The organism is Chryseobacterium jejuense, assembly GCF_017877355.1.
GTDB classification, from domain to species: Bacteria; Bacteroidota; Bacteroidia; order Flavobacteriales; family Weeksellaceae; genus Chryseobacterium; species Chryseobacterium jejuense_A.
This window is the reverse complement of record NZ_JAGIPR010000006.1, coordinates 258,906-285,369: the sequence shown is the minus strand read 5'-3', so window position 1 is coordinate 285,369 and position 26,464 is coordinate 258,906. Positions and strand designations below refer to the sequence as shown.

29 protein-coding genes are annotated in these 26,464 nt (G+C 36.3%); 15 read left to right on the top strand and 14 right to left on the bottom strand.

Going from position 1 to position 26,464, the window contains the following annotated elements:
- Positions 1 to 89: 89 nt before the first annotated feature.
- From J2772_RS14435 to J2772_RS14420, 4 genes are all read left to right on the top strand, one after another.
- Complete coding sequence (locus J2772_RS14435) at positions 90 to 1,349, top strand: hypothetical protein (protein WP_209917830.1); 1,260 nt, start codon at positions 90 to 92, stop codon at positions 1,347 to 1,349.
- A gap of 244 nt (positions 1,350 to 1,593) precedes the next feature.
- A complete protein-coding gene (locus J2772_RS14430) occupies positions 1,594 to 2,022 on the top strand; it encodes a transposase (RefSeq protein ID WP_209917828.1) in 429 nt (142 codons plus the stop codon).
- Positions 2,023 to 2,312: 290 nt separating this feature from the next.
- Positions 2,313 to 2,630 carry a helix-turn-helix domain-containing protein gene (locus J2772_RS14425; protein ID WP_209917825.1) on the top strand — a complete coding sequence of 106 codons (318 nt, stop codon included), beginning with the start codon at positions 2,313 to 2,315 and terminating at the stop codon, positions 2,628 to 2,630.
- A gap of 169 nt (positions 2,631 to 2,799) precedes the next feature.
- On the top strand, positions 2,800 to 3,744 hold the full coding sequence (locus J2772_RS14420; protein WP_245365233.1) for a helix-turn-helix transcriptional regulator: 945 nt from the start codon (positions 2,800 to 2,802) through the stop codon (positions 3,742 to 3,744).
- Between the two features lie 141 nt (positions 3,745 to 3,885).
- On the opposite strand, the gene J2772_RS14415 is transcribed toward J2772_RS14420, so the two are convergent.
- On the bottom strand, positions 3,886 to 4,074 hold the full coding sequence (locus J2772_RS14415) for an EamA family transporter (protein WP_209917823.1): 189 nt from the start codon (positions 4,072 to 4,074) through the stop codon (positions 3,886 to 3,888).
- 971 nt (positions 4,075 to 5,045) lie between these two features.
- On the opposite strand from J2772_RS14415, the gene J2772_RS14410 reads away from it, so the two are divergent.
- On the top strand, positions 5,046 to 5,687 hold the full coding sequence (locus tag J2772_RS14410; RefSeq protein WP_209917821.1) for a DUF1062 domain-containing protein: 642 nt from the start codon (positions 5,046 to 5,048) through the stop codon (positions 5,685 to 5,687).
- A gap of 245 nt (positions 5,688 to 5,932) precedes the next feature.
- Here the strand turns inward: J2772_RS14410 and J2772_RS14405 are convergent, their stop codons facing one another.
- Positions 5,933 to 6,859, bottom strand: coding sequence for a Dyp-type peroxidase (locus J2772_RS14405; protein WP_209917819.1), 927 nt, complete (start codon positions 6,857 to 6,859; stop codon positions 5,933 to 5,935).
- 209 nt (positions 6,860 to 7,068) lie between these two features.
- Here J2772_RS14405 and J2772_RS14400 point away from each other — a divergent pair, with 209 nt between their 5' ends.
- From J2772_RS14400 to J2772_RS14360, 9 genes are all read left to right on the top strand, one after another.
- Positions 7,069 to 7,818 carry a sulfite exporter TauE/SafE family protein gene (locus tag J2772_RS14400; protein WP_209917817.1) on the top strand — a complete coding sequence of 250 codons (750 nt, stop codon included), beginning with the start codon at positions 7,069 to 7,071 and terminating at the stop codon, positions 7,816 to 7,818.
- Positions 7,819 to 7,838: 20 nt separating this feature from the next.
- Positions 7,839 to 8,081, top strand: a complete 243-nt coding sequence (locus J2772_RS14395; RefSeq protein ID WP_209917815.1) for a MoaD/ThiS family protein — start codon at positions 7,839 to 7,841, stop codon at positions 8,079 to 8,081.
- A gap of 95 nt (positions 8,082 to 8,176) precedes the next feature.
- Entirely contained in the window at positions 8,177 to 8,593 is a 417-nt protein-coding gene (locus J2772_RS14390) for a molybdenum cofactor biosynthesis protein MoaE (protein WP_209917813.1), read from the top strand.
- Positions 8,594 to 8,639: 46 nt separating this feature from the next.
- The gene (gene fdhD / locus J2772_RS14385) at positions 8,640 to 9,512 is read left to right on the top strand and encodes a formate dehydrogenase accessory sulfurtransferase FdhD (protein ID WP_209917811.1); all 873 of its coding nucleotides are present in this window, start codon (positions 8,640 to 8,642) and stop codon (positions 9,510 to 9,512) included.
- 99 nt (positions 9,513 to 9,611) lie between these two features.
- Positions 9,612 to 9,962 (top strand): DUF7009 family protein, encoded by a 351-nt coding sequence (locus tag J2772_RS14380; RefSeq protein WP_209917809.1) that lies wholly within the window; start codon positions 9,612 to 9,614, stop codon positions 9,960 to 9,962.
- Positions 9,963 to 9,984: 22 nt separating this feature from the next.
- Positions 9,985 to 12,378, top strand: a complete 2,394-nt coding sequence (locus J2772_RS14375) for an FdhF/YdeP family oxidoreductase (protein ID WP_209917807.1) — start codon at positions 9,985 to 9,987, stop codon at positions 12,376 to 12,378.
- 147 nt (positions 12,379 to 12,525) lie between these two features.
- Positions 12,526 to 12,918, top strand: a complete 393-nt coding sequence (locus J2772_RS14370) for a hypothetical protein (protein ID WP_245365232.1) — start codon at positions 12,526 to 12,528, stop codon at positions 12,916 to 12,918.
- Positions 12,915 to 13,832 (top strand): bestrophin family protein, encoded by a 918-nt coding sequence (locus J2772_RS14365; protein WP_209917805.1) that lies wholly within the window; start codon positions 12,915 to 12,917, stop codon positions 13,830 to 13,832. Before J2772_RS14370 ends, J2772_RS14365 begins: the two co-directional genes overlap by 4 nt.
- A 12-nt stretch (positions 13,833 to 13,844) precedes the next feature.
- Positions 13,845 to 14,390 (top strand): DUF488 family protein, encoded by a 546-nt coding sequence (locus tag J2772_RS14360; RefSeq protein WP_209917803.1) that lies wholly within the window; start codon positions 13,845 to 13,847, stop codon positions 14,388 to 14,390.
- Between the two features lie 192 nt (positions 14,391 to 14,582).
- On the opposite strand, the gene J2772_RS14355 is transcribed toward J2772_RS14360, so the two are convergent.
- The 5 genes from J2772_RS14355 to moaA form a co-directional block, all read right to left on the bottom strand.
- Positions 14,583 to 15,623: a HesA/MoeB/ThiF family protein gene (locus tag J2772_RS14355; protein WP_209917801.1), complete on the bottom strand. Its 1,041-nt coding sequence runs from the start codon at positions 15,621 to 15,623 to the stop codon at positions 14,583 to 14,585.
- Between the two features lie 172 nt (positions 15,624 to 15,795).
- Positions 15,796 to 16,401 (bottom strand): NTP transferase domain-containing protein, encoded by a 606-nt coding sequence (locus J2772_RS14350; protein ID WP_209917799.1) that lies wholly within the window; start codon positions 16,399 to 16,401, stop codon positions 15,796 to 15,798.
- Positions 16,382 to 16,858: a cyclic pyranopterin monophosphate synthase MoaC gene (gene moaC / locus J2772_RS14345; RefSeq protein ID WP_209917797.1), complete on the bottom strand. Its 477-nt coding sequence runs from the start codon at positions 16,856 to 16,858 to the stop codon at positions 16,382 to 16,384. The genes J2772_RS14350 and moaC overlap by 20 nt, the downstream gene beginning before the upstream one ends.
- Positions 16,859 to 17,032: 174 nt before the next feature.
- Complete coding sequence (locus tag J2772_RS14340; protein ID WP_245365231.1) at positions 17,033 to 18,229, bottom strand: molybdopterin molybdotransferase MoeA; 1,197 nt, start codon at positions 18,227 to 18,229, stop codon at positions 17,033 to 17,035.
- Positions 18,230 to 18,237: 8 nt separating this feature from the next.
- Positions 18,238 to 19,227, bottom strand: coding sequence for a GTP 3',8-cyclase MoaA (gene moaA, locus J2772_RS14335; protein WP_209917793.1), 990 nt, complete (start codon positions 19,225 to 19,227; stop codon positions 18,238 to 18,240).
- A 339-nt stretch (positions 19,228 to 19,566) separates the two neighbouring features.
- Here moaA and J2772_RS14330 point away from each other — a divergent pair, with 339 nt between their 5' ends.
- Positions 19,567 to 20,433, top strand: coding sequence for a helix-turn-helix domain-containing protein (locus J2772_RS14330; protein WP_209917791.1), 867 nt, complete (start codon positions 19,567 to 19,569; stop codon positions 20,431 to 20,433).
- A 3-nt stretch (positions 20,434 to 20,436) separates the two neighbouring features.
- On the opposite strand, the gene J2772_RS14325 is transcribed toward J2772_RS14330, so the two are convergent.
- The 7 genes from J2772_RS14325 to J2772_RS14295 form a co-directional block, all read right to left on the bottom strand.
- A complete protein-coding gene (locus J2772_RS14325) occupies positions 20,437 to 21,342 on the bottom strand; it encodes a PhzF family isomerase (RefSeq protein ID WP_209917788.1) in 906 nt (301 codons plus the stop codon).
- 244 nt (positions 21,343 to 21,586) lie between these two features.
- Complete coding sequence (locus J2772_RS14320) at positions 21,587 to 22,342, bottom strand: LytR/AlgR family response regulator transcription factor (RefSeq protein ID WP_209917786.1); 756 nt, start codon at positions 22,340 to 22,342, stop codon at positions 21,587 to 21,589.
- Positions 22,339 to 23,406 carry a sensor histidine kinase gene (locus tag J2772_RS14315; protein WP_209917784.1) on the bottom strand — a complete coding sequence of 356 codons (1,068 nt, stop codon included), beginning with the start codon at positions 23,404 to 23,406 and terminating at the stop codon, positions 22,339 to 22,341. Before J2772_RS14315 ends, J2772_RS14320 begins: the two co-directional genes overlap by 4 nt.
- A gap of 35 nt (positions 23,407 to 23,441) precedes the next feature.
- Positions 23,442 to 24,350 (bottom strand): DUF6268 family outer membrane beta-barrel protein, encoded by a 909-nt coding sequence (locus J2772_RS14310; RefSeq protein ID WP_209917782.1) that lies wholly within the window; start codon positions 24,348 to 24,350, stop codon positions 23,442 to 23,444.
- Positions 24,351 to 24,705: 355 nt separating this feature from the next.
- Positions 24,706 to 25,107: a DoxX family protein gene (locus tag J2772_RS14305; RefSeq protein ID WP_209917780.1), complete on the bottom strand. Its 402-nt coding sequence runs from the start codon at positions 25,105 to 25,107 to the stop codon at positions 24,706 to 24,708.
- An 11-nt stretch (positions 25,108 to 25,118) separates the two neighbouring features.
- The gene (locus J2772_RS14300) at positions 25,119 to 25,739 is read right to left on the bottom strand and encodes a hypothetical protein (RefSeq protein WP_209917777.1); all 621 of its coding nucleotides are present in this window, start codon (positions 25,737 to 25,739) and stop codon (positions 25,119 to 25,121) included.
- 65 nt (positions 25,740 to 25,804) lie between these two features.
- Positions 25,805 to 26,404, bottom strand: coding sequence for a Crp/Fnr family transcriptional regulator (locus J2772_RS14295; RefSeq protein WP_209917775.1), 600 nt, complete (start codon positions 26,402 to 26,404; stop codon positions 25,805 to 25,807).
- Positions 26,405 to 26,464: the final 60 nt, after the last annotated feature.

The window sequence follows — 26,464 nt, the reverse complement described above, 5'->3', positions numbered from 1 at the left end:
GAAAAGACAAATTTCTCAGCATTATGTAAAAGAAATTTTCTTTGGCTAAAAACCATTTTAACAATCAATTTAAATACAATAAACACAGAATGAAAAATTATCTTCTTCCATTATTTGTAATGGCTTATTCACTCAACTATTCACAGGTTGGCATCAATACATCTAATCCGCAGGGAATTTTTAATATTGATGGAAAAAAAGACAATAATGCCACAGGAAGTCCTACTGCAGGACAACAGGCCAATGATTTTGTAGTAACAGCCGACGGAAGTGTTGGGGTGGGAACTACATCACCTGATCTGTCGGCAATGTTAGAGCTCAATGTCAGCCAGTTGGCATCAGGAAAGCAGAAAGGTTTTCTGGGACCAAGAGTAGCTTTAACGTCTTACAACGACTCTTCTACAATTCCTAACCCTGCTATCGGGCTATTGGTTTATAATCTGGGAACGCAATCTACATTTACCTATGCTGGATATGTATATTGGGATGGTGCCCAATGGAGACCTCTGGACGGGCGGTTATTACAGCAGGGAAGTATAGGAGCTTTGAGATGTACGGATGCTAATCTTGATCCGCTGACATATACTGCCGGAACTCCTTTTCAGGGAACAATGACTATTCCTTATGCTGGAGGAAATGGCGGAATATACGCTGCACAGACACTAGGACCAGTAAACGGACTTATCGCAACCATTACACAAGGGAATTTTGCACAGGGATCAGGCACTTTAATCTATACGATTTCCGGAACACCTACAGTATCAAGTCCCAATACAACGGTATTTCCTGTTTCTGTCGGGGGGCAAACGTGTAATGCGGAAGTGGGTGGAGGTAAAAAGCTTAATCCGGGAGAGTACCAGTTCTTCACGTATGAAGTTCCGGCAACTACAACAGGGTTATTAAGTACCATGATTCCGAATCCACCTATTTTAGGCGGAAAAGTTAGGCTGGATCTTAGCTTTTTGTCCAGTTCCAATACAGGCTCAGGTGGAGTGACATACAACCCCAGATTGGTGAATGTATCTTCTGGTAATGTTAAAATGTGGTATTCCGCATTATCCAGTGTAGACCGTTTCCGTAGAGCCAATATCTTAGTAGCTCCGGGAGGTTATGTAGAAACAGATAACGGGATTTACCTTAACTGGGGGGATAATATGAACAGCAGTTCTACACCAATAAATTCTACAAGCAGCTCTGATGATTCTCAGGAAATAGAAAACATAGATCTGGCTATCGATGGAGTTTGGTATAGATTAACCGTTTTTGTTTACGTTGATAATTTAAATGATACAATTCCTGCCAATAACATCAGACGTGTTCATATTACAGCCCAAAGAATGTCTTCTTAATATTTAGTTCCGGCGGGGCGGAGCCCCGCCGGAACTTTTAAAAATCACCTGTCTGACCTTTAATTAAAAAAATCAATTGATACAGGTATTTTCACAGAGAAGCTCTTTACGCTTGATTGATAATAAGGTAAATCAGAAATCTCTTTTGATATATCTTATTTGCCCCTTGAAACAAAATACAAACTGATTATAAATACGGTCTCTCTTCTGAGATTCTTACAGTATTTTAAAAGAAAAAAGAAGTATGAATTATAGAAATATTCATATAGGAAACCTGATAGAGAAATCCGTTTCCGAAAGCAATATAGAATTGTCCCGCATCTGCAATTTTTTTCACTGTACAGAAAAAGAAGTTGGTGAAATGTATCTCTGCAGCAGTCTGGATGCCGAAATTTTATTGAAATGGAGCAAACTTTTGGAATATGATTTTTTCAGAATCTATTCCCAGCACCTTATTCTTTATGCTCCACCTTCACCTAGAATGAAGAATGCTTCATCTGAAGAGAAAAAAACAGAATTACCCCGGTTTCGTAAAAATATTTATACCCGGGAAGTTATTGATTTTGTTCTTGAACAGATAAAAAATGGTGAAATGACTAGGGCAGAAATTGTTATACGATACAAAATTCCCAAAACAACCCTTCATAAGTGGATTGGTAAATACAGTCAGTAAACTGTTGTAAAAGACTTTCAGAAAATCGCGAAGGCGAATCTATTATTGGTCTTACATCATTCAAAACCCCAAAATTATGATATGAAAAATACAGTATTGAATAACGGTAAAGTATTGATCAGCTTATCCAAGAAGGAAGTCGTACTCAGGCTGGGGGAATGGGGCAAGCTTTTACCCGGATAATCTGCGGAGCTACATTCTGAAGAGATATTGGTATGGCAGAAAAAAAGTGTTGTATATAGACTTTGATGCTGCCGGAACAGTAATCCGTCAATCTATTGAATCAAAATATGGAAGAATATAAACAACCTGATTTTAAACAGATCTACACAGACATTATTAGCCGTAAATATCCACATAAATACGATCTGTGTGAATATTTATTGTCTAAAAATGAACTTTTAGCATTAGATATCCTGAAGCTCAATGCCATTATTTTTGGAACCTCTGAAAAAAGGAACAGCCAATACCGATCTTATAAAAGAACTGATATTATGAAAATCCTGGATTATCAGAAAGAGAATAAACTCAACAACACCCAGTTAGCTCTTCAATTTAAACTGAGCAGAAATACCATTGGAAAATGGAGAAAAATCTTTTTGATATAAATAGATAATTCTATAGAAATAGTCAACGATTTTTAAAAAAATTGAAATTATCAAACTGCTTTTTTGTAAACATATTTTTTAATCATAATCGACTCTTTTGGTAAAATATAAAAGCATTTTATTTATTTTTGTGTTGAATTTCAAGTTTTTTGCTAAATATCTATAAATTATGTTTCGTAAAATCTGGGATCAGATATTGAACAGGCATATTGCTCCCGATACAGGTCCGCTTGAGCTTATTGAAGCTCGAAGAATGAATTTATTTGCGTTTTCTATTGGAGCTGTCTTGCTCTTTAACGGATGCAGAGACCTGTTGTTTGGTTTAAAGGTCAACTTTTTTGTTTTATCGGCATTGGGGATCTTTTATCTTTTTCTTTTCTTTTTTAGAAAAGTGCGTTATAATCATTTTATGACGCTGTTTAGTTTAGAGCTTTTTCTGCTTCTGATCTTTTTTTTTTCATCCACTACAGGCTTTGAAAACGGGTTGTCATTATATTATTTTGTCATTATGCTGGCTTCCCTGTTTATTTTTAATTCTAAAAAGACAGTTTGGTATAATCTCATTGTTTATCTCACAACACTTATCCTTTTCAGCATCAGTCATTATTATGATTTCAAAATATTTACCGTTGAAGGAGCAGATAACGTTTTGTTTTCAGAAAATCAAAGACTGATTACCTTTTTGCAGGTGTTTTTAGGTGTTAGCATCCTCGGATATTTTATACTCTCAAAACAGTTTAAAATTGTAAAATTATATCAGCAGGCTATGAGGAGTGAGAAGATTATTGCTGATATGAGAGCAAAACTCAACAGTAAATATCAGATAGACCTGGAAGGCATTGTAAAGCTGGCCATGAATGATGATATTGCCTTTATTCCTAAAGTTAAACAAATGTTTCCTGGTTTATATGATAACCTCATAGAACTTAATCCTGATATGAGTGCAGATGAATTCAAGCTTTGTGCCTTAATTAAACTAGGTTTCACAACAAAAGATATTGCTGAATATAATCACCTTGCAGTACGTACTATTCAAACCAGAAAGAGCCGACTTAGAAAATCATTCAGGATCTCTGCCGATGTAGATCTCTACAAATGGATTGATATGGTATAACAGGAGGATAACTGATGTATAAAGCCTTAGCCTCACTCATAACATTCTTTGCTAAACGAAGTGCGCGACTGATAAGTAAAATTGATCAATCATTCTCTTGCAAACTTCGCATTTAAATTTCCATTAAATAACGGTCACTATTCAAAGATCAATACCAGGGATGCCTTTATATTTGCTTCGTGCAAGGACAATTCCCCATACTGCCAGTAAGATAATTACACTTCTGATAGCAGTAACAAGGTTTGAGTTCATACCTGTGATACCAATCTTGGCAAAAATGGCAGTCAGTGAAGCAAAAAATGCTGAAAGAATTGCATATACCCGCCACATACTGTAAGGTTTTAGATGATTGATCTAAAATATTGACACTCTGAAACACTTTACTCCAAAGTACAAATAATCTTAATACTTTCCCTGGCCTCTAGGGTTAAAATTAATTTTAAAGTTCCAATATCAGATTGACTAAGCTTCAGTTTCATAGTCTTCATCCATATCTTCATAAGAAGTGTATGACCAGTCAATACTGGGAAGATCCAGTATCTTTTCAAATCTTTCCTCCAGAGATGTACCTATAAAAACAGCGGTACACTTACCTGTCTCATCAAATGAAAGACTGATGACTTCAAAATAATGATCAGTATAAATTTTTTGTCTTTCCCATGAAATTCCAGAAACTTCAGATCTGTTACGTTGTATGAATTTTACTATTCAGAAGCTGCCGGCGAAAAAGAATTAGCATGATAGAGAAGATCATCATGCTTTTCTCTAAAATTGTCATCATACTTCCAGCCTTACCAGCATGCTTCATCAAATCGATTAACTTCTTAGCTTCCTTAAAATTCAGCATAACCAAAAATCCACTTTGCGTTTATAAAAAATCCACTGTTTCCAAAACTGATATAAGTTATGATTGTGAAATATGGGTTCTTATTTTGATTTTTAAATAAAAAATGAAATAAAAACTTGTTTTTTGTTCAGAATTAATTAATTTTATCCCAACCAAGTAAACAATTCGTTTTGAGAACAACTCTTAAACCTGTTATAGCTTAATATTAGCCTTCACAAACCACAGGCTAATTATTCTTTCGTTTGGGTAACTCTACCCGAACGGGTTTTCATTTAACCCTATTATTTATTGCATTGCCAATATTGGCAGTTGTTTGTTATTCCTTTTTTTGATGGTTTTCCGATCAGATTAGGAATAATAGAGGATATTTCTATTCAATATTCTGTACAGATTTGTGTAATGCTTGAATAATAGGTAAAAAATTACTAAAGAATATTATTAAGCACCAATTATAATGAGTATAGAGTATACATGGGTGGTAAAAGCCCAGAACACCCCCCTTTTGAAAAAGAAATGCAGCCATTGTGATGGCGATAGGTTTTACTGTAGTGATAAATTCAGGCTGAATGCCCAAAAAAAGAATATCGATATCTGGCTAATTTACCGATGTGTAAAATGCAATACCCGATACAATATGACCCTATTCTCCAGGATCAGAACCGAATCTATCAGTAAGGAAATCTTTAATAGACTTTCTGAGAATGATGGAGATTTGGCTTGGGAATATGCATTCTCCAGTGAAACAAGACGGAAAAATAATGCAGAAGCAGATTTGGACAGTGTGGAATATGAAATTCAGTTTGATGAGATTCCGATAGAGCAGATGATGGCTTCAGACAGTGAGATACTTAGTTTTAAAATCAAATGTCCTTTCGAATTTAATCTCAGATTATCAACGGTTATCAGAACCTGTTTACAACTTTCATCAAGCAAAATGAATCAGTTGATTGATGCGGATGCTATTTTCGTTCATGAAAGACCTTTACAGAAAAAGCATAAAGTTCAGAACGGAGACGTTGTGAAGATTCATAAGGATATTTTGAAGAGTTTCTTATTCAATGAAGAGGAACAGGTTGAAATGAGTTTAAAAGAATAAATATAGGTAAAAGATGAGGCTGTCTCAATTTGGCCTTTGTTATTGACTACGTCGAAATAATATTCATCAACTGAAAGGAGATAATCTTCGATTTCTGATGAAGGAAGAATCTCATTAACGATCAATTGTTTGAGATACTTCATTCCATTTCTGAACTACGTTCGCAGGCTTTCAACCCGTGTTCAGAATGACATTTTAGAGACAGCCTCATCTATTTTAATTATTAAGTTATTGCATGCGTTAATTTATGAAGAAAACTCATCCAGCATATCCGCTGAAGGGACAAAAAATAAAGTTCCTGTCTGGGCAGTACTGAAATCCAGAATTCGGTCATAATTTCCTACAGGATCTCCAATGAACATATTCGTCAGCATTTTTTGTACTGTACTGAATGTGCTTGCATAGCAGATGAAATAAGTTCCCATTTCATTTGTTGAGACATTTCCGAAAGGCATATTGTCTCTCACCACCTTAAAATCATCTCCTACATTGGCCAATGCAATATGTGAGTTTTTAGGTTTTACATCATCATCCATTTCAATATCCTGTTCTTTGGATCTGCCGATCACTTTTTCCTGATCTTCTACAGAAAGAGATTTCCATGCATTCATATTATGGATGTATTTCTGAACAAAAAGATAACTTCCGCCTTCATATTCAGGATCAGTATCTCCGATAATCGCAAAAAAATTACGGTCTTTTCCATGTGGATTTTCCGTACCATCCACAAAACCTAAAATAGATCTGCTGTCCCAATAGCGGAACCCCTGAACTTCCACTGCACAATCAGCAATTTCTGTCATGAAATCCGAAATCGTAGAAGCCATATCATACGCCAGACTTTTTTCATCAGAACGAATGTGAAAATGAATATCTCCTCTTGTACTCACTGCGGTATGCTTACTACCTTTTATAGCTTCAAATTTTTTAAATTCTTTAGGCAGCGGACTGGGTAATTCAAGCTGTAACCATGCCTCATATCCAATTCCCACTACGCAGCTTGCTTTAGAATTCGGAAAACGGTCCAGAGCAGAATTGTTTAAATTGGTGACTAAAGCACATATTCTTTGAAATACAGATTTAATTTTAGCAGGATCAGCATCCTTTTTGAAATTCCAGACCAGAAAATAGGTGTTGTTGTTAGGATAATCGGTGACATTCTGAGAATTCATGTTTTTTTGTGTTTCGTTTGCGGGCATTTTTACTGTTTCTAATCAATCAAATTTAATAAATGATAATGGTAACCCATTACTTTATTCTTGGAATAAACAATTTATGATATTTTTTTCACAAATTACCGCAGAGACTTTTACATTTTCTCTCATTAATCAAGCGGTAAAATGAGTATTATTGTAATGAAATAAACCTTCAACAAATTAATATGGGGCATTGGGAGATTTTTCTATTCTTTTTGATTATTGCATTTGTATATTCATCAGTAGGATTTGGCGGTGGTTCCAGTTATCTGGCGGTGTTGGCAATGTATAGTCTCCCTTATCAGGAAATCCGTTTAACGGCATTGATCTGTAATGTTATTGTTGTAGTGGGGGGCGTTTATATTTATATTAAAAATAAGCAGATCGGTTGGAAAAAAGTAATCCCCATAACGTTGGTAAGTGTTCCCATGGCTTATTGGGGAGCTGTTCTGAAAATAAGCCAGGAGACTTTTTTTCTGATTTTAGGAATTACTCTTATCATAGCAGCCATTCTATTATGGATTAAAACAGAAACTAAAACCGAAGAGAAAGTATCGCAGGAATCGAAATCTGCAATTTTAGGAAATAGTTTTTTAGGAGGCGGAATCGGCTTTTTATCAGGATTAGTAGGAATTGGTGGTGGAATTTTTCTTTCCCCAATGTTGAATCTTATGAAATGGGATACCCCAAGAAAAATAGCAGCCACATCCAGTGTTTTTATATTGGTGAATTCTATATCAGGTATTTTCGGGCAATTATCAAAACTTTCTGTAGGTATGGATTATTTCAGGATTTTAAGTTTATGTCTGGCTGTTTTTATTGGCGGACAGATGGGATCCAGAATGTCACTGAAATGGAATCCTCTGGTTATAAAAAGAATGACTGCAGTCCTTGTTTTGGTGGCAGGAATAAATGTTCTCATGAAATATTGGTAAAACCTTAGTTTAAAAATAAAATGAAACTTAAAATATTGGCTTTTGGAATAACGAAAGATATTTTCGGAGCATCAGAAAAAAAGATGGAATTTCAGGATGATTTGAATGTCAGTCAATTAAAAGAGAGATTGGAAAAAGACTTTCCACAACTCATAAAACTGAAATCCTATTTCATCGCAGTGAATGAAGAATATGCTGAAGATAATCAAATTATTATTGATACAGATGAAATAGCGATAATCCCTCCCGTGAGTGGTGGATAAAAAGCATATGCTTAAAAATTATTTGCTCATTTGTAGCATTTTTTCCGCTATGAATGAACGAATAAAATAGCTTGTGGAATCAAAAATGAAAAAAAATGATTGACATCAGAATAACAGAAGATACATTAAACATCACCGAATGTCTTGCCCTTGCTCAGGATCTTAGCAGTGGCGGGATAGCAACATTTATAGGAACTGTTCGGAATGTTACCCAAAACAAATCTGTCGTCCGTTTGGAATATGAATGTTACCAATCCATGGCGACTAAAGAAATTAAAAAAATTGCAGATCAGGCCATGGCCCTGTTTTCTGTACGAAATATTGTTGTCCACCATCGTACCGGAATTTTATACCCCGGTGATGCTGCAGTAATTATTGTGGTGAATGATGGGCATCGGGATGCTGTTTTTGACGCTTGTCGTTACGTTATTGATACCATAAAGAAAACCGTTCCCATATGGAAAAAAGAGATTTTTGAAGATGGAGAAGAATGGGTTTCTGCTCATCCATAATTAAAGAACGAAAACTAGTATATTTACTATAACAGATTATTCAGATATGAAAACCAATACATTAGAAAATAAATCTGTACAGAAGATAGATATTGTTAAGGTAAAAGAAGACAGAAGTTTTGCTTATACAGACGATATTTCTGTAGAAGAACCGCTGGAGATCCGGATTTCTTATGGTCCAGAAAACCAGAGGATCAGTAAAAATATATCTGTAACCATGAGAACTCCCGGTAATGATGCAGAACTGGCTGCCGGTTTTCTATTCACGGAAGGAATTATTTCAGGATATCATCAAGTTCAAAATATAGATCATCCACAGGCCGAATGCTCCAGAAATCGGGAAAACATCATAGAAGTTGAATTAACTGAAGATTTTGCTCCTCACCTAAAAAATGTTGACAGAAATTTTTATACCACATCCAGTTGTGGAGTGTGCGGAAAAGGTTCTATAGAATCTATAAAAACGGTAAGCACTTTTCAGCATATCGAAAGGGAAGAACATACCTTATTATTTGAGGTTTTGTATCAGTTATCTGATAATCTGCAGTCTTTTCAGAATAACTTTAGTGCTACAGGAGGAATTCATGCCTCCGGAATTTTCAATTTTAATGGACAGCTATTGGCTCTACGGGAAGACGTAGGACGACACAATGCATTAGATAAACTGATTGGCCATGCATTATTTACAGGACAACTTCCCCTAAAAGATAAAATTTTAGTGCTTAGTGGCAGGGCTAGTTTCGAACTTATTCAAAAGGCTGCTATGGCAGGAATTGTAGTGGTGGCAGCAATAGGAGCACCATCCAGCCTTGCAGTAGATGTAGCAAAAGAGTTTGATATGACTTTGTTAGGATTCCTAAGAGATAACAGGTTTAATATTTATAACGAAAGCAGCTTCCACAAAATCATTGAAAAATAACCATTATGAATGGACAATATCTATATGTGGTTTAAAAAAAACTTAATTTCTACCACATAAGCACATAGATAAGGTGAATAAATAGTTAAAAATAAACAAATGAAAATAAGAATAAAAGACAACTCCATAAGATTCCGTTTAACCCAATCTGAAGTTTTAGAATTAGGAAAAAGCGGGATTATCTCAAGCTTTACAGAATTTGTAGATCGTCCATTTATCTATGCCATAGAGAAAACAAAGGAAGCAACATTATCTGCAGTCTTCATTGAAAATAAGATTGTAATGAGAATGCCGGAAGCCATGGTAAAAGAGCTGGTATCTACAGATATTGTAGGTTTTGACGGTCAGGCAGGTCTGGTAAAACTTTTAGTGGAAAAAGATTTTGTATGCATAGATAATACGATGGAAGATCAAAGTGACAACTATCCGAATCCCAATCTTAAATGCTAATCACTTTACAAAATACAAGGTTATGGAAGACAATAATAAAAAGAAAGTAGAAGAAGAAATCAGCAGAGAAACCAGTGCTGAAAATCCATTCACTTTACTTGACCTTAGGTTGACACACGTAGAAAAGGCAGCTGCAGGAGTTCCGGCAGTGATGGCTGCTTTTAGTGATTTATTTGAAGAAAAAACAGCTGTACGAGGAATGAGAGCCCTGTTCAAAATGAATCAGATGGGTGGTTTCGACTGCCCGAGTTGTGCCTGGCCGGATCCTGATGATGAACGTTCTGTTCTTGGAGAATATTGTGAAAACGGAGCAAAAGCTCTTGCTGAAGAAGCAACTACCAAAAAAGTAACTCCTGAATTTTTTAGGGAGAATTCCGTATATGATCTGGCGAAATTAGATGATTATCAGATCGGGAAAATGGGAAGGCTTACCGATCCCATGTATCTGGCTCCCGGAGCTACCCATTATGAACCTATCAGCTGGGATCATGCCTTGAAAAAGATAGCAGAACATTTCAATGCGTTGGAATCTCCGGATCAGGCAGCTTTTTATACATCCGGTCGAACGAGTAATGAGGCATCATTTGTCTATCAGTTATTTGCTAAAGAATTCGGAACGAATAATATGCCCGACTGTTCCAATATGTGCCACGAAACCTCAGGTTCTGCACTCCGTCCAACTATAGGAATTGGTAAAGGAACGGTAACTCTGGAAGATTTCTATGATGCTGAAGTGATTGTGATTATCGGACAAAACCCGGGAACCAATGCACCAAGAATGATGAGTGCTCTGGCTAAAGGGAAGAAGAATGGAGCTAAAATTATAGCAATTAATCCTTTACCGGAAGCTGGGCTAATGGGATTCATCAATCCTCAGAGTGTAAGGGAAATTCTTACCGGTGGTGTGCAGCTTGCAGATCTTTATCTGCCTGTGAAGATTAATGGAGATATGGCTTTATTGAAAGCTTTGGAACTTCTTTTAATAGAATTTGAGAAACAAAATCCAGGTAAGGTTTTTGATGAAGATTTCATTAAAAATAAAACAGTAGGATACGAGGATTTCATAAAGCAGTTTGACCAGTATAAACTTGATGAATTAGCTGATCTTTCAGGAGTATCCAAGGAAGCTCTTCAGCAGGCAGCTGAAATAATAGCTTTCAAAAAGAAGATTATTGTTAGCTGGGGAATGGGACTTACCCAGCAGCCGAACGGAGTTGATATGATCCGTGAAATACTGAATATTCTTTTACTGAAAGGAAGTATTGGTAAACCAGGAGCTGGAGTTTGTCCTGTAAGAGGCCACAGTAATGTTCAGGGTAACAGAACCATGATGATTGATGAAAAGCCTACTGATGAACAGCTTGACCGTCTTGAAAACTACTACGGTTTCAAAGTTCCCCGTAAACATGGATACGATGTAGTGCGTGCGATAAAAGCCATTCATGAAGAAAAAATAAAAGTAATGTTTTGTATGGGAGGAAACTTCCTTTCTGCAACTCCGGATACTACATTTACAGCCAATGCCCTAAGAAAACTGAATTTATTGGTATGTGTTTCTACTAAACTGAACCGAGGACACCTCGTTCATGGGAAAGAAGCTATAATTCTTCCTACTTATGGCCGTAGTGACAAAGACATTGTTAATGGCGAGGTGCAAATCATTACAACAGAAAACTCCATGGGAGTTGTTCAGAGTTCAAAAGGAATGCTGGATGCCGTTTCAGATAACCTCATTAATGAAACCCAGATCGTGTGCCGTATGGCAATGGCTACTTTAGGAAACCGTTCTGTAGTGAACTGGCAGCGCTTTCATGATAGCTATGATGCGGTAAGAGATGATATTGAACAATGTATCCCTGGCTTTACAGATTACAACGTTCGTGTCAGACAAAAAGGCGGGTTTTATCTTCCCAATGCAGCAAGAGACGAACAGAGGTTTGCTAAAGACTTGGGTGGACGAGCTCCGTTCACATTAACAGAAATTCCCGATAATACGCTGGCTCCCGATGAATATATGATGGCAACAACCCGTACTCACGATCAGTTTAATACTACTATTTATGGATTGGATGACCGTTATCGTGGAATTAAAAATGAGCGCCGCGTCATATTCATGAATCAAAAGGATATTGAAAAAGCAGGATTTAAAGCAGGTGATAAAGTGGATCTTTTCAACTACGATGATGGAATAGAAAGGATTGCACCTCTGTTTATCATTGTTTCCTATCAGATTCCTGAAAAGAATACGGTTACTTATTTCCCGGAAACCAATGTTTTGGTATCAGTAAATAATGTGGTGAAGGAAAGTAATATGCCGGCTTCCAAGTATGTGAAAATCAAGATTAAAAAACACGATCCTGAAGTCTATAAAAAAGTAGATGAAATGCTGTATCGGGGAGCCATTCAAAAACCATAATTATTCTTATATTGTTGTATGAAAAAAATACCGCCTGTAGCGCTGTTATTGCTTTCCGGCTGGGCCTTTTGTTAATCCGGATTCAAACTGAAAGTGAATGGGGAAGTTCCTACATCTTTAGAACTGAGTCTGACTGATTTATCAAAGATGCCGAGAAAAGAAGCATCCCTTAAAGATAAAGAGGGAAGCGTTCATGTCTACACGGGAGTTTCCATCCAAGATATTCTTGCAAAGGCCGGGGCTCCTTCCGGAAAGGAGCTTCATGGTGAAAATATATCAAAATATCTGTTGGCGAAATGTAAGGACGGCTATCAGGTCTTATTTTCACTAGCTGAGCTGGATGCATCCATTGCAGATAAAAATGTTATTGGTAGCAGATACTATGGACGGAAAACCTTTGGCAGAATCAAAAGGTCCGCTTCGTATTGTTGCAGAAGGAGAGAAAAAATCTGCATGCAGCTCTTATCAGCTGGAATCTTTAATGACAGGACAGATCAAAAAATAAATTTTAAAATTAAGACTTTACAAAAAACGGTATGATTATAAGGAAGAAAGAACATTGGTTTAAAATGCTTTTTGTCTGGCATGGTTCAGTATTACCTGGGCTGTTGCCACGTCTTTTTTTGCTTTTTATCTTATCGTTAGGGATAGTCTATCTGCGTGGGGTAATTTTTTCCTTTAAAATTCCGCTTAATCCGGCACCATTAACGTTATTCGGCTTTGTATTGGCCTTATTTTTAGGATTCAAGAATAACGCCAGTTATGATAGATTCTGGGAAGGGCGTAAATTGTGGGGAGCCTTACTGAATACGGCAAGATCATTAACCCGTCAGGCTTTAACACTAAGGAATGTAAAAGACAGCAGTCTCTCTGTTTCTGAATTTATCAAATTATTAGGTGCTTTTATTTTCGCATTGAAACATCAGTTGAGAGGTACAGATGCTCATGAAGATCTAAAAGAAAGACTGAGTGAGGATCAATTAAAAATGGTTTCTGCAACAAAGTATAAACCCGCTGTGATTATGAGGTTATTGGCAGAATGGGTTCAGAAAGCAAAAGAGGAAGGAAGTATTGACACCATTCAACAGGCACGTTTCGACGAAAATTTTGATAAACTCTCTGATATTGTTGGTGGATGCGAAAGAATTGTTTCCACTCCGCTTCCTTACAGTTACCGTGTTTTATTGCACCGTACCGTATATATTTACTGTTTCCTCTTACCGTTTGGATTAGTGGATTCGTTGAGATGGTTTACACCGCTTATTGTTGTGTTTGTAGCCTATACATTTGTGGCATTTGAGGCCATTGCAGATGAAATTGAAGAACCATTTGGTACGGAAGCCAATGATCTGGCTCTGAATACCATGAGTGTGATGATTGAAGAAACGATTCATGAAATGGCAGGAGAGGAGATTTCAGTTTCTCAAAAAGTTAAACACACCATCATAGACTGATTGTAAAAACCTATGGAACCTTTAGAAAAACCAGTTATTTACACCATTGGACATTCTGTTCGCCCTTTGGATGAGTTTATTGAGATGCTGAAATCATTCAATATTGAAGTTTTGGCTGATGTTCGGAGGTTTGCAGGTTCAAAGAGATATCCGTGGTTCAGTAAAGAAAATCTGGAAAAAGTATTGCCCGAAAATTCTATTGAATATATCCATTTCGAAGCATTAGGCGGTAGAAGGAAAGTACAGCCCAATTCGGTCAATAGCCGCTGGAGAAACGAATCTTTTCGTGGATATGCTGATTATATGCAGACTGAAGAGTTTACCAAAGCCATTGAAAAACTTGAAGCGATAGCAAGGTTAAAAATAACGGCATTTATGTGCTCAGAAGCCGTATGGTGGAGTTGTCATAGATCCATGATCTCAGATTACCTTAAAGCAAAGGGGTGGGAGGTGGAACATATTATGAATATTGATAAAACAGAAGAACATCCATACACAGCCCCTGCAAGAATCAGTAACGGGAAGGTTTTCTATTCGGACGCAAGTTTATTTGATTAAAAAACAAAGACTTTAGTTATTTTAAGTGAATCTATTGTGAGGAAATGTTAAAAATATATTTTCATTCATGGCAGATAAAACCCATGGGTAATAATATAAACCACATGGATCCATAGTTTATGATTGAGGATAGCAATCAGTTACTTCTAAAGTGAACTTAAGTGTTTACAACAAAAAAAATGTGATTAAAAATTATTGAGGTGTTTCACTAATACCGTTTTTCAATGAAAACACATCTTTCTCAGGAAATTCTTTTTTAATTTTTCTGGCTGCTTCCATACTCCGTTTACCGGATTGGCAGTAAATAATTATAGGATTTGAAATCGAAGAAATAAAAGGGTATTGCTCTTCCAATTCATCCAGCGGAATATTTTTTCCACCCATATTAAAGTTCTGGTGTTCTTCCTTTGTACGGACATCTATGGTTGCAAAATCATTCTTATTCTGCTTAAACTCTTCAAACCCCATAAGCTGAACAGTCTGAGGAAGGTCTGTAATTTGAACAGAAGTTTTTCTTAATTTAATGATTTGTGTTCTGCCACTCATTACGTTCATTATCCATAGTTTTCCTGCTAAAGTTTCTTCAGATCGAATGAGGTATTTTATGGCTTCGTTGGCTTGCATACAGCCTACAATACCAGCTAAAGTAGGAATTACACCACCTTCTCTGCAGTTAGGAACCTGAGACTCTTCTGCATTGGGAAAAACATCGCGATAATTAGAAGAATAACTACCATCCTTTTGTAAAACATTCCAGATGCTAACCTGGCCCTCATGTTGGTAAATAGCTCCGTACACTAAAGGTTTTCCAGTTAAAACACAGGCATCGTTTAACAAGCATTTCGTTTCAAAATTATCTGTTCCTTCAATAATGAGATCAAACTCTGAAATTAGCTCTATCACATTGGAAGAAGTGATGCGTAATTTATAAGGAATAATGGATACAGAAGGATTCTGTTGCTGTAATCTCTTGGCTGCAACGTTTACTTTGTAAGTGCCTACATCCTCAGGAGTGTATAAGATTTGGCGATGGAGATTGCTTAAAGAAACAATATCATCGTCTGCAATACCAATGGTTCCAACACCCGAAGAAGCAAGATATTGGGCAGTAGGACAGCCAAGTCCGCCCATTCCTACAATAAGGACTCTGGCATTTTTCAGCAGTTCCTGAGATACCCTACCAAATCCAGGTAAAGCAATCTGGCACTCATAACGTTCAAATGATGTATTCATAATTGTTTCTTTATTTTTTCGTCCTAATTTTTTACTATTTTCTTGCTGATTTCTTTCCTTTATTCTTTTAATAATTCGTGTATTCGTAGCAATAGTAATATGTTATTGCAGATTTTCCATAAACACTTATTTCTGCAGCATTCAATTTTATCGAAAATCTTGCGTCTTAAAATCAGCTTTTTAGGATTTGTTTCGCTTTCTCAGCATCCTCAGGTGTATTTACATTCATCAAAGCGTCGGGATTATTAGGTTTTAAAATCAATGTATCACTATTGATTAAAACCTTTCGTGGACAGGTATTTCCAATTCCCAGAAATTGAAGCAGCAAAGGATAGCTTTTAGGCTCCCAAATCGTAATTAAAGGCTCAGGTAAGCCATCAAAAGGACTTTCATAAGTGGTAGCTGTCTTTTCCGGATCTCTTGACTGTATTAAGAATTCCAGAGATTTTGAATCCAAAAGAGGAAGATCACAGGCCACTACGAGCCATGCTTTATCTCTTTGAGCACGCAGTGCTGAAAGAATTCCGCCAAAAGGTCCCATATTCAGGAAAGTGTCGGTAAGGGCTTTGTAATCAGGATTAAAGTTTTCCAGCTGATCCTGTCTGCAGGAGATAAAAACCTCATCACAAAACGGAGCGAGAAGATCTGCTGCAAAATAACGCTGTTCTTTTCCATGCCATTGAAGGAGATCTTTAGCTTTTCCCATTCTTACGCTTTTTCCGCCTGCGAGAATAAGACCGTTGATTTTTGGAATTGTATTAAGCTCTTCTGAAATCATTTTTTCCACCCGATTTTTCTATTAATTTAATTTCTTTGATGACAATATCATGGCTCAATGCTTTGCACATATCATAAATAGTAAGAGCTGCAACGGATGCACCGGTAAGTGCTTCCATTTCTACCCCTGTTTTAGCTTCTATGCTGGCAGTACATTCGATGACAATATCATTTTGCTCGTTCAGTTCTATCTGTAAATTACAGTTATCAAGTCCGATGGGGTGGCAAAGAGGAATGAGTTCACTCGTTTTTTTAGCGCCCATAATTCCTGCAATAACGGCAATCTGGAATACAGAACCTTTTTTGGTTTTGAAATCGTCTTGCTGTAGCGCTTCCAATACATTTTCTGGAAGAGAGATGATGGCTTGTGCAATAGCTTTACGATGAGTGATCTTTTTGCCGCCAACATCTACAATAGCAGGCTGCCCTTTTTTATTAAGATGAGTAAATTCTGACATATATTCTTTTTTAACCACAGATGTGGATTTTTTTTCCACGAATGTTTTTATATTATGAATTATCTGTAGTTTCTTTTGTAAAACTAAAAATCAACGTGAAGTTTGATATTCCTACCGGAGGGACAGTAGTATAGATTGTATGCATAAATAATATTCGTGTATTTGGCATTTATTTTAATCATTATACTTCCAGATTTTATAGACTTCTCCTTTTTTAAAACTGTTCTGCTCCAAAGGAAGTTCCATAAAAGCATTGGTGTCCGCGAGATGAGAAAAATCTCCTGATCCGTTTGTATGAACCGATTCAGCGATGAGCTGTCCCAGCTGATTTGTTCCCAGTTTTACCTGAACAAAATATTGGAGCGGAAAAGGAACTTCAATATCGTTTTGTAATACTGCAAACTGAGGTGAGTTTCCTGAAATTTCCAGAGACTTTTTCAACCAGGGAATAAAGTATCTGTGTAAGCACATAAATACAGAAACGGGATTTCCAGGAAATGCAAAAACAAGTTTCTGCGCATCATTTTTGCCAAACCAAAAAGGTTTTCCCGGTCTTTGCTTTATTTTATGAAAAAGCTTTTCTATGCCTAGTTCTTCGCAAACTTGAGGTAAATAGTCAAATTTTCCCATAGATACACCACCACTCATAAGGAGAACGTCATATTCATGGATGCATCGGTAAATTTCTTTTTTGATCTCTTCATAATCATCGTTGAGATGAAGGGTATCTGCTTCAATATGGTATTTTTTTAAAACAGACTGTATGGTGATCCCATTTGAACGTCTTAATTGATAAGGAGAAGGAATGGATTCCGGACTTACCATTTCATCTCCTGTAGAAATGATAATGATCCTAGGCAGTTTTTTTACTGCAATAGAGGTTTTTCCAATGGAAGAAGCTATTCCAATGATGGCTGGAGTGATAATCTGATTGGCTTGTACCAAAATTTCGCCCTCTTTTTTATCTCTGCCTTTCAGATGGATATTCTGCCCTTTTTTAAGATCAATAGTAACGGTTGCCATTCCATTATGTATTGTGATATCCTCATATCGGATAACGGTATCTACTGAACCATCTAAAGCAGCACCGGTCATGATTTCTATACATTCCGTTTCCAAATCAACAGGTATAGACGCTTCTCCTGCGGATTGTACAGCTTTGATAGGAAAAGAACGGACTCCTTTTTCATATGCAGCATAGCAGATGGCGATTCCATCTACAGTAGGTCGGTCAAAAGGAGGTAAATCCCTATCTGCAGTAAGGTTCTCTGCCAAAACTCTTCCTAAAGCATAGTCATAAGCAATATATTCTACTCCAAAATCTTGCATTTGGGAAAATATAATGTCTTCTGCCTGTTGTACGGTTATCATTTCCATAGTTATCCTCCTATTGTAGCCATCGACTGATGAATTGAGGAAGGAGTAAGACTTTGTTGCTCTGCTTCCCATCCGTCTTTAGGTTTATGGTGTATAGTGTTGATAATTATACTTTTTAATTCGCTGTCAGTGGTTCCCGAGCGAATCATATCTTTTAAATTGATCCCGCCGCCTTCATACAGGCAGGTTCTCAATATCCCGGAAGGAGTAATTCGTATTCTGTTGCAGTCTCCACAGAAAGAACGTGTATACGCTGCAATAATGCCGATGTTTCCCATAAAACCGGGTATTTTGTAATTGTAAGAGGTGGAACTTTTAGGATCTTCTATTTTTTCTATCTCAGGAAAATGATCTTTGACGTAGTTATGAATTTGCGGATAGCTCCATTTTGGGACTATATCGGTATTATTATTTCCATTGAATGGCATTTCTTCAATAAAACGTACATCTACCGGAAGGTTTTTTGTAAGTTCAACCAAAGGAATAAGATCTTCAATATTTTGATTCTCCATCACTACTGTATTGATTTTTACTTTGATCTGATGTTTCAATAAACTATCTAATGTTTTCATCGCTTTATCAAAGCTTTTACGGCGGGTGATTTGGAAGAAACGATCTTCATCCAGCGTATCAAGGCTGAGATTAACCGATTTTATTCCGAATGCTTTCAGTTGTGGAATATACTGCTCAGTAAGAAGCCCATTTGTGGTTAAGCTTAAATCTGTAAGTCCTTTAAGTTCCGATATTTTTTTAATGAGGCTGATACAGTTTTTTCTGACAAAAGGTTCACCACCTGTTATTCTGATCTTATCTACACCAAGGTCTGTAAAAACAGAACATATTCTGAGCATTTCCTCATCAGTCATCAGGTCGTTTTGTTTAATCCATTCTAGCCCGTTTTCCGGCATGCAGTAAGTACACCGCAGATTGCATCTGTCCACAACGGCCAGCCTTAGATAATTGATATGTCTTCCGAATTTGTCTGTTAACATTTGAGTATAGAAAAAGAACCTTACACAAATATACTTATTGTTTTAACGATAAACTAAAAATATACTTATTGAAAATTAAATAGTAAAAAAGGAGATAATTCATCTTAAAATTAAGATATATAGTATGTTATGTTTTAATATTGCTGCTTTTTAATATCCTTATTGAGGGTAAATGATATGAAAATACGATATTATTATCACGGTTTCTGATATTTCCATACGGAGAAGAAGAATGTATCTTTGCACGCTGCTAAAAACAACAGCAAATAAAAATATATTGCTTAGTCACAGAAAACAATATATGAGGTATTTTCATAAATTAGTATTGAAAAGATTAGTATGATAATAGATAAAGAGTTGATTAATAAAAATTCAGTAGAGGAAGTGTTTAACAAAGGAATTGACGTTGTTTTTCAGGATGAAATCAGTGGTGATTCACTTAACTTTTTTCCTGAAAACTGTTTTACCATTATCTTACTGGATCAGTGTGAGGGTGGAAAATGCATAACCGGTCTGAATCAGTATGGTCTAAAAGCTCAGCAATTATTTATCCATCTTCCCAAAAGAGAATACAAGTGGGAACTGGCTTCTGATACTGTTGGAAGAAGACTTATCATTAATGATGAAATTCTTAAGACTTTTTCTCCGACCCTAAAATTCACTTTTTCCTCTTACAGCAAATATGAAATGATAGAACCTGATGATGAAACCTATCACAGATTTAGTCTTGAATTTAATGCTATCAGGAAGGAAATTGCTGCTGATGTTGTATTTCCGGAGCTTATCAATGCAAGAGTAAGGCTTTTAGCGCTTATTATCAACTTATGGGTAGAGCATGCTTATGGTAATAAAGCACTCAGCACTCCAGACAATCTTCCTTTTCGTTTTCATATGCTGGTGGATAAATATTATAAAACGCAAAAGAATGTAGCCTTTTATGCTGATGAGTTATGCATCACTCCTAATTATTTGGGGGTGATTTGCAGAAAACAGTATAAAATTTCACCTCTTGAATTTATTAAAGAAAGAATTATACTTGAAGCCAAAAATTTACTTCATAGTTCCAATAAATCGATTAAAGAGATAGCTTTTGAGCTGGGATTCCAGAACTTTTCTCACTTTTCTTATTTATTCAGAGTGAAAACCGGATCTACTCCAAAAAATTACAGAAAAAAACTGGAAGAAGCCAAGCCGGATTCAGAATAAGCTTTAAACAGACATCATAGTACGGAATACCGTAACAGCATTTCCCGTAATCCTGATGATTTCTGGGCTGTAATTTTTTACGTTGATCTCAACTTTCATTTGCCCAACTCTATTGATGGTTTCTCCTTGTCTTCCGATAAATTCAAAAGTTCCGTCAGAAACTTCTACGATTTTATTCTGAATAAGGTAGCCTCCCAAAGGTCCATTCGCATTGCCCGTCACAGGATCTTCCTGAATACCGATAGCAGGAGCAAACATTCTTCCATAGGTTAAAACATCCTTATCATCAGAGTCAAAAGTGAATACGAAATAACCATTACATTTGATTTCTTTGCTGAGATGGACTAAAGCCATAAAATCAGGAGTCAGATTATTCAGCAGAGTTCTTCTGTTAATGCCAATCATAACTTTAGAATGGCCTGTAGAAGCAATCTGTATTGGGCATTTCTCATTCAGGTCTTCCTTTTTTAAGCCTAAAGCATCCACAATTCTTTGCTTTATTGATGGTTCAAAAGCTGGTTCCAGGCTAAAGCTTCCCTGGGTCATTGTGATTTGATAATCATTATCTACTTTTAGAATGTTGATAGGTAAAATACCAACCTGAGTGTTGATTGTAATGGTACAGGAATCTAGCCGGTCTTCTATAGCTTTGGCATAAAGCGCTCCAATGGTGGCATGTCCACAGATTGGAACCTCTGTGGTTGGAGTGAAGTAGCGTATGTGGTAGTCAAAATGATTATTCTCATCAGATTTTAGCACAAATGCTGTTTCTGAATTATTAAGTTCTCTTGCAATGAGCTGCATCTCATCAGAGGTCAGATTTTCCGCATTTAATACGACACCTGCAGGATTTCCTTTGAATTTTTCCTTTGTAAAAGAATCAATTTGATAGACGATTACTTCCTTCATCACAATTTATTAAATTCAGGATAAAGATAGGTATAAATGAAATGATCTCGTCTGTTTTTGGGTACTAATGCTCGGATAAAATCTAGATACAGAGAATTTTGTTGAAAAATGCAAAGATTTTATCTGCAATAAAATTGAGTGTGGAAAGAGATTCTCACGCAGATGTATCTAAATTAGGTTTTGAATATTTTTTAATGGCAACAAATGCACAAATAAAATCATTTGCGGTATTCGTGGCATTTATTTAATCATCATTCAGCCATTCAAGGAAGTTCTGAACCCGCACACGACTCACAACAATCTCATGGGGACACTCCGGCTCAAACACAATGGCTAATCTGCTGTTGACAACCTTTTTAATTCCTTTAATCGCTTTGATATTGGCAATGCAGTTTCGGGAAACCCTGAAAAATAAATCCTCTGTAAGCTGTCCCTCCAACTGATCCAGTGTATAATTAATGATATATCTTTTATTATCAAATGTATGCAGCATTACTACTTTTTCTTCACTGTAGAAGTAGGCAATGTTTTTAGATTCAACATAGAGGTATCCATCACGGGAGTGAACCAGAAATCTGTTTTTAACCTTTTTCATGAGGGAAGATTCTACCATCCGGATGCCTATTTCTTTTTGTTCATTGTCAAAATGAAGATCTTCAAGCTTGATGAGGGCACGTTCCAGATCCTCTTCAGAAATAGGTTTCAGCAGATAATCTATACTGTTGACTTTAAAGGCCTGTATGGCATATTCGTCATAAGCGGTTGTGAAAATAATAGGAACCTCTACTTTGATAGGGTTGAAAATCTCAAAACAGCTGCCATCTGATAAACTGATGTCCATCAAAATAAAATCAGGTTTGTATTCCTGTAGAAACTCAACAGATTCCAGTACACTTTCTGTTCTTCCCAATAACTGATAATGGGGACGAAGATTGTCTACCATTCGTTTCAATTCAGAAAAAGCCAGACGCTCATCTTCAACAATTAAATATTTTTTCATTCTACGAAAGGTATTTTGACAATAAAATCATTTTGTTCTTCTATTATTCTCAGTTTTTTATGATAACGGTCGTATTGTGTATTCAGAAAAGATAAACCAATTCCTTCTCCTTTTATGATATCATTGCGTAAAAATATTCTATTTCTGAAAGATATTCCGTTTTCATCCACAGAAATATAGATTAATAAAGGATCTGCTACAGAACTTACATTGTGCTTAAAAGCATTTTCCAGAAGAAGCTGAAAGCTGAAGGCTACCAATTTGCGGTGTTCCCATTGCTCAATAGGCTCAATTTCTATTTTAAAGCCATCTTCAAATCTAATTTCCATCAGAAACAGATATTGCCGGAAGAAATGCATTTCTTCTTGTAGTGTATTCAGAGGTTTTTTACTTACAGATAAGACCTGTCTGTATACCTGGGATAAGGCTTTGGTATATTTATTCGCCTGCTCCTGATTTTCATAAATGAGAGAAGATAATACATTAAGCGAATTGAACAAAAAATGTGGATTTACCTGTGCTCTCAGGGCATTATACTGGTACATTAACATATCCCGTTTAGCTTTTTCGGTAGCTTTAATCGCCTTACGCTCTGCCTGAAAGTAAAACAGCAGATCAATAACCAGAAGGATGGGTAAATTGGCTGTAATATTGAGAATAAGACTTGTTTTATAAGAAAGTGACTGTCGGATTCCCACATCCATTACCTCTGTAACCATGAAGTTGAAGATGACATATAGAAGAATGCATAACAAAATATTACTTACAAACAGAGCCGAAGCATGTCTGTATAAACTGCTGTGCAGAGGAGTAATCTCATTAATAAACTTAATCAAAAGATAATCCAGAAAAGTCATAACCAGAACAATGGGATAGAAGATGGCAAATTGAAGCAGAAAATTGTCCCATAAGCTGCTTTTTGAAAGAATGCTGCTCTTCAAAATGGTATTGAAGAATATGATTTGGTATATGGTATAGAGAGTGGTTACCAAAAAATAATAGAGAGGAAGCACATATCTTTTGGTTTTCATTTCCTGATTCGGGAAAATTTCAGAAAGATCCATATTAAGTTTAGTTTATAAAATATATTGAGTATTTCTTATTTATGCTTTTTTGCAAAGTTATATTTTATCCCGGCAGAAATATAGAATGAAGGATCGAAAGTTGCATTTCCCCATTTAAGAAAATTAGAGGGTTTCCTGTCACGATAGCGGTCTGTACGTCCAAAGTTAGCCCCAAACATACCACTTATTGTCCAGTTATTGATTCTATATTCTGGCTCCACTCCTAAGCTTACGTAATGATGATCGAAATATTTCTGTTGTCCGTCAATCTTAGCAAGAGAAAAGAAAAACTTGGGACGGTTCACAATACGCAGAGCAAATGCCTCATTAAATCTGTAACCTACAGAAAATTTGGGAGTATAACTCAATTCCGCATGATATTCCATTCCGCGGGCTTTTTCACTGTGGTACTGGAAGTACGGGAAAGGAATAAGCATAGGCTTGTCAAAAGCATTATTTCCAACAAGAGCAACCCCAAGCTTTATTTTGGGACGAAGCTGCCATATAAAAGAGGAATAGAGATTTACCACAATATGATCCATTTCTAACTTTTTCAGATCGGTATGGGTAGAGTAGACACCTGCAGAAGCTCCGCCAATGAACATAAGTTTTTCGCTTAATGGAGTCATATACATTGCCCCAATGTCTGCAGAACTCATTTCTTTTGGCAGGGCTCCAGTTGGGATTCCATCATTACTGAATGAAGTATAGGAAGCATTAAACGTAGCAGCCCATATGGAAGGCTGTGGGTAGTTTGATGGTTTTACACTTACAGGAACCATTGCGGTAAAAGTAGTGGTGAGGGAAGAACTTTTACCCTCAGTTTTATCTCCGTTATCATTGATGTACTTCTGTTGAGGCAGGTATTCTGATCTCAATTCTATTTGTGCAAAAGCATAAGCTGCCTGTGTGAGTGCAGCAATGATCATCCATTTTTTTTTCATTTTTTTCTTTTTTTGACACCACAAAGAAACTTTAATATTTATTCAATTTATTGTTAACCAATATGTTAAAAGATGTATTGTAGAATAGGATAGATGGAGTGTAGTATTTCCAAGATGAATTTTAATGTGTGAAAATAACAATCTGCTTATAAATCATTTTTTTATGAAATTAAGGACTCAGAATAAGATTGAAATTGCCGCGAATACACGAATAAAATCATCTTATTCGTGTATTCGCGGCAATTATAAAAACATATTTTAGCAGTATACAGTTTTATCGCAGATAATCTTGCGCCTTAAAAACATATTGAAAAGAAAAAAATAGAGTCTTTGCGTTTTCCTACATCAATAGTATTTAGTCCCACTTATTAGCAGTTGAAACCGCATATTTTCCGGCTCCGGCAAAGAAAAGACTTATCCCCACCAACATATAGATTACCAATAATTCCAGGGCCCAGCCTCCAAAGTTGTTCAGTTTAAAAATATTGGCTGTTTGAGCAATAACTGTTGCTGTAAGGCAATTGGCTGCAAAGATCAAACCTGCCAGACGTGTTCTGAAACCCAGCATCAACATAATGGGAGCAATAATTTCACCAGCAAATACTCCATAAGCGAAGAATGAAGGTAGGCCATGTATCGTCATCATATCCTCAATAAATCCAATTCCATGGATCAATTTGTTAACTCCGTAAACTGACATGGGAAATCCAATGGCTATTCTGCTGATTAATAGTCCTAAATCAATGTTCTTTTTCATTATATTATTATTTAAAAGTTATATTTTATAAATGTCCCAACGTTTTCAAGTGTCTTTTTTGCGTTGTTGAACTGGTCGAAGTTGGAAGCCACTCCATACATTATTTTATCCTGTTTTACTCCCAGACGGATAAATTGAAGCCCTCTTGGATAGCCACTATCATCGATATTACCAATGGCTAATACACTGAAATAACCCTGCAGGTTTTCCTTCAGATAAGGTGTATATTCAAATGATACAGACTGTTCCAGAGAAAATCCTTTCTGATAGGTTGCTCCTATAGAGTAGGAAAGAGAATAAGTGGGTTTTGTGATCCTGTACTGTGCATAAGCACTGAAGAATGCCCCGGGGTTTTTCATACCCAGCGCAGCATTGACGCTGAATCTTTTGGTAAGATTATAAGCAAGGGTATTTCGTATAAAGAAGATGTTTTCTTTGTCTTTGGTATATTCTGTATCAAATAAAGTGAGATTGTTGAGCTTCAGCCGATCATTAAAATAATAATTGACATTGTGCGTATAGGTATAGGAGCGGTGTCCTAACACAAGATCCGGGGTATAGTTTAGTTTCTGTGCATTCAGACTTAGAGAGGCTGATGCAAGAGCTGTTATGGCGATAATTTTTGCCTTCATATTGCACTCATTAAATTTCTGAGAGCAAAATTATTCAGGCACGAACGGAATAAACTTAAGATATCTTAAGAAACGCCAGACAGGTGTTTTTTTCTTAAATAACTTAAGTATTCTACTGTGATTCCCAGGTAAGAAGCAATCATGTATTGAGGAAAACGCTGTTCGATATTGCGATAATCTGTTACAAAGTTTCTGTATTTGGTGTAGGCATCCACTCTTGAATGTTCAAACGTTCTTTCCTGTAAAGTAACATACGCAGATTGCATTTTCAGACGCCAGAATTCGGAGATGGCAGGGATTTCTTTGTATAAGAGTTCAAGGTTGGTTTTACTGATCTGAACGATCGTAGCATCTTCATTAGCCTGAATAAACATTCTTGAAGGAAGCTCACTCAGATAGCTGTAAAGATCATTGATCCACCAGTTTTCAATGCCAAGCTGAGTGATATTTTCTTTACCTTTTTCATCAATATGATATGCATACAGACTTCCCTGGGCAATGAAGCGCATATGTCTTGAAATTTGTCCTTCCCGAAGGAGATAATCTTTCTTTTTAAGCCGAATAAATTCCAGTTTTTGAGTCACAAAATCAATTTCCTCCTCTTTTAAAGAGACAATTTCCTGAAAATGTTCTGTCAGCTGCGAAATAATAAGATCTGTATCCATAATGAAGTGGTGAAATCGTCTGCTTTGTATACTGGCAGGCAGATAATGTCCAAATTTACA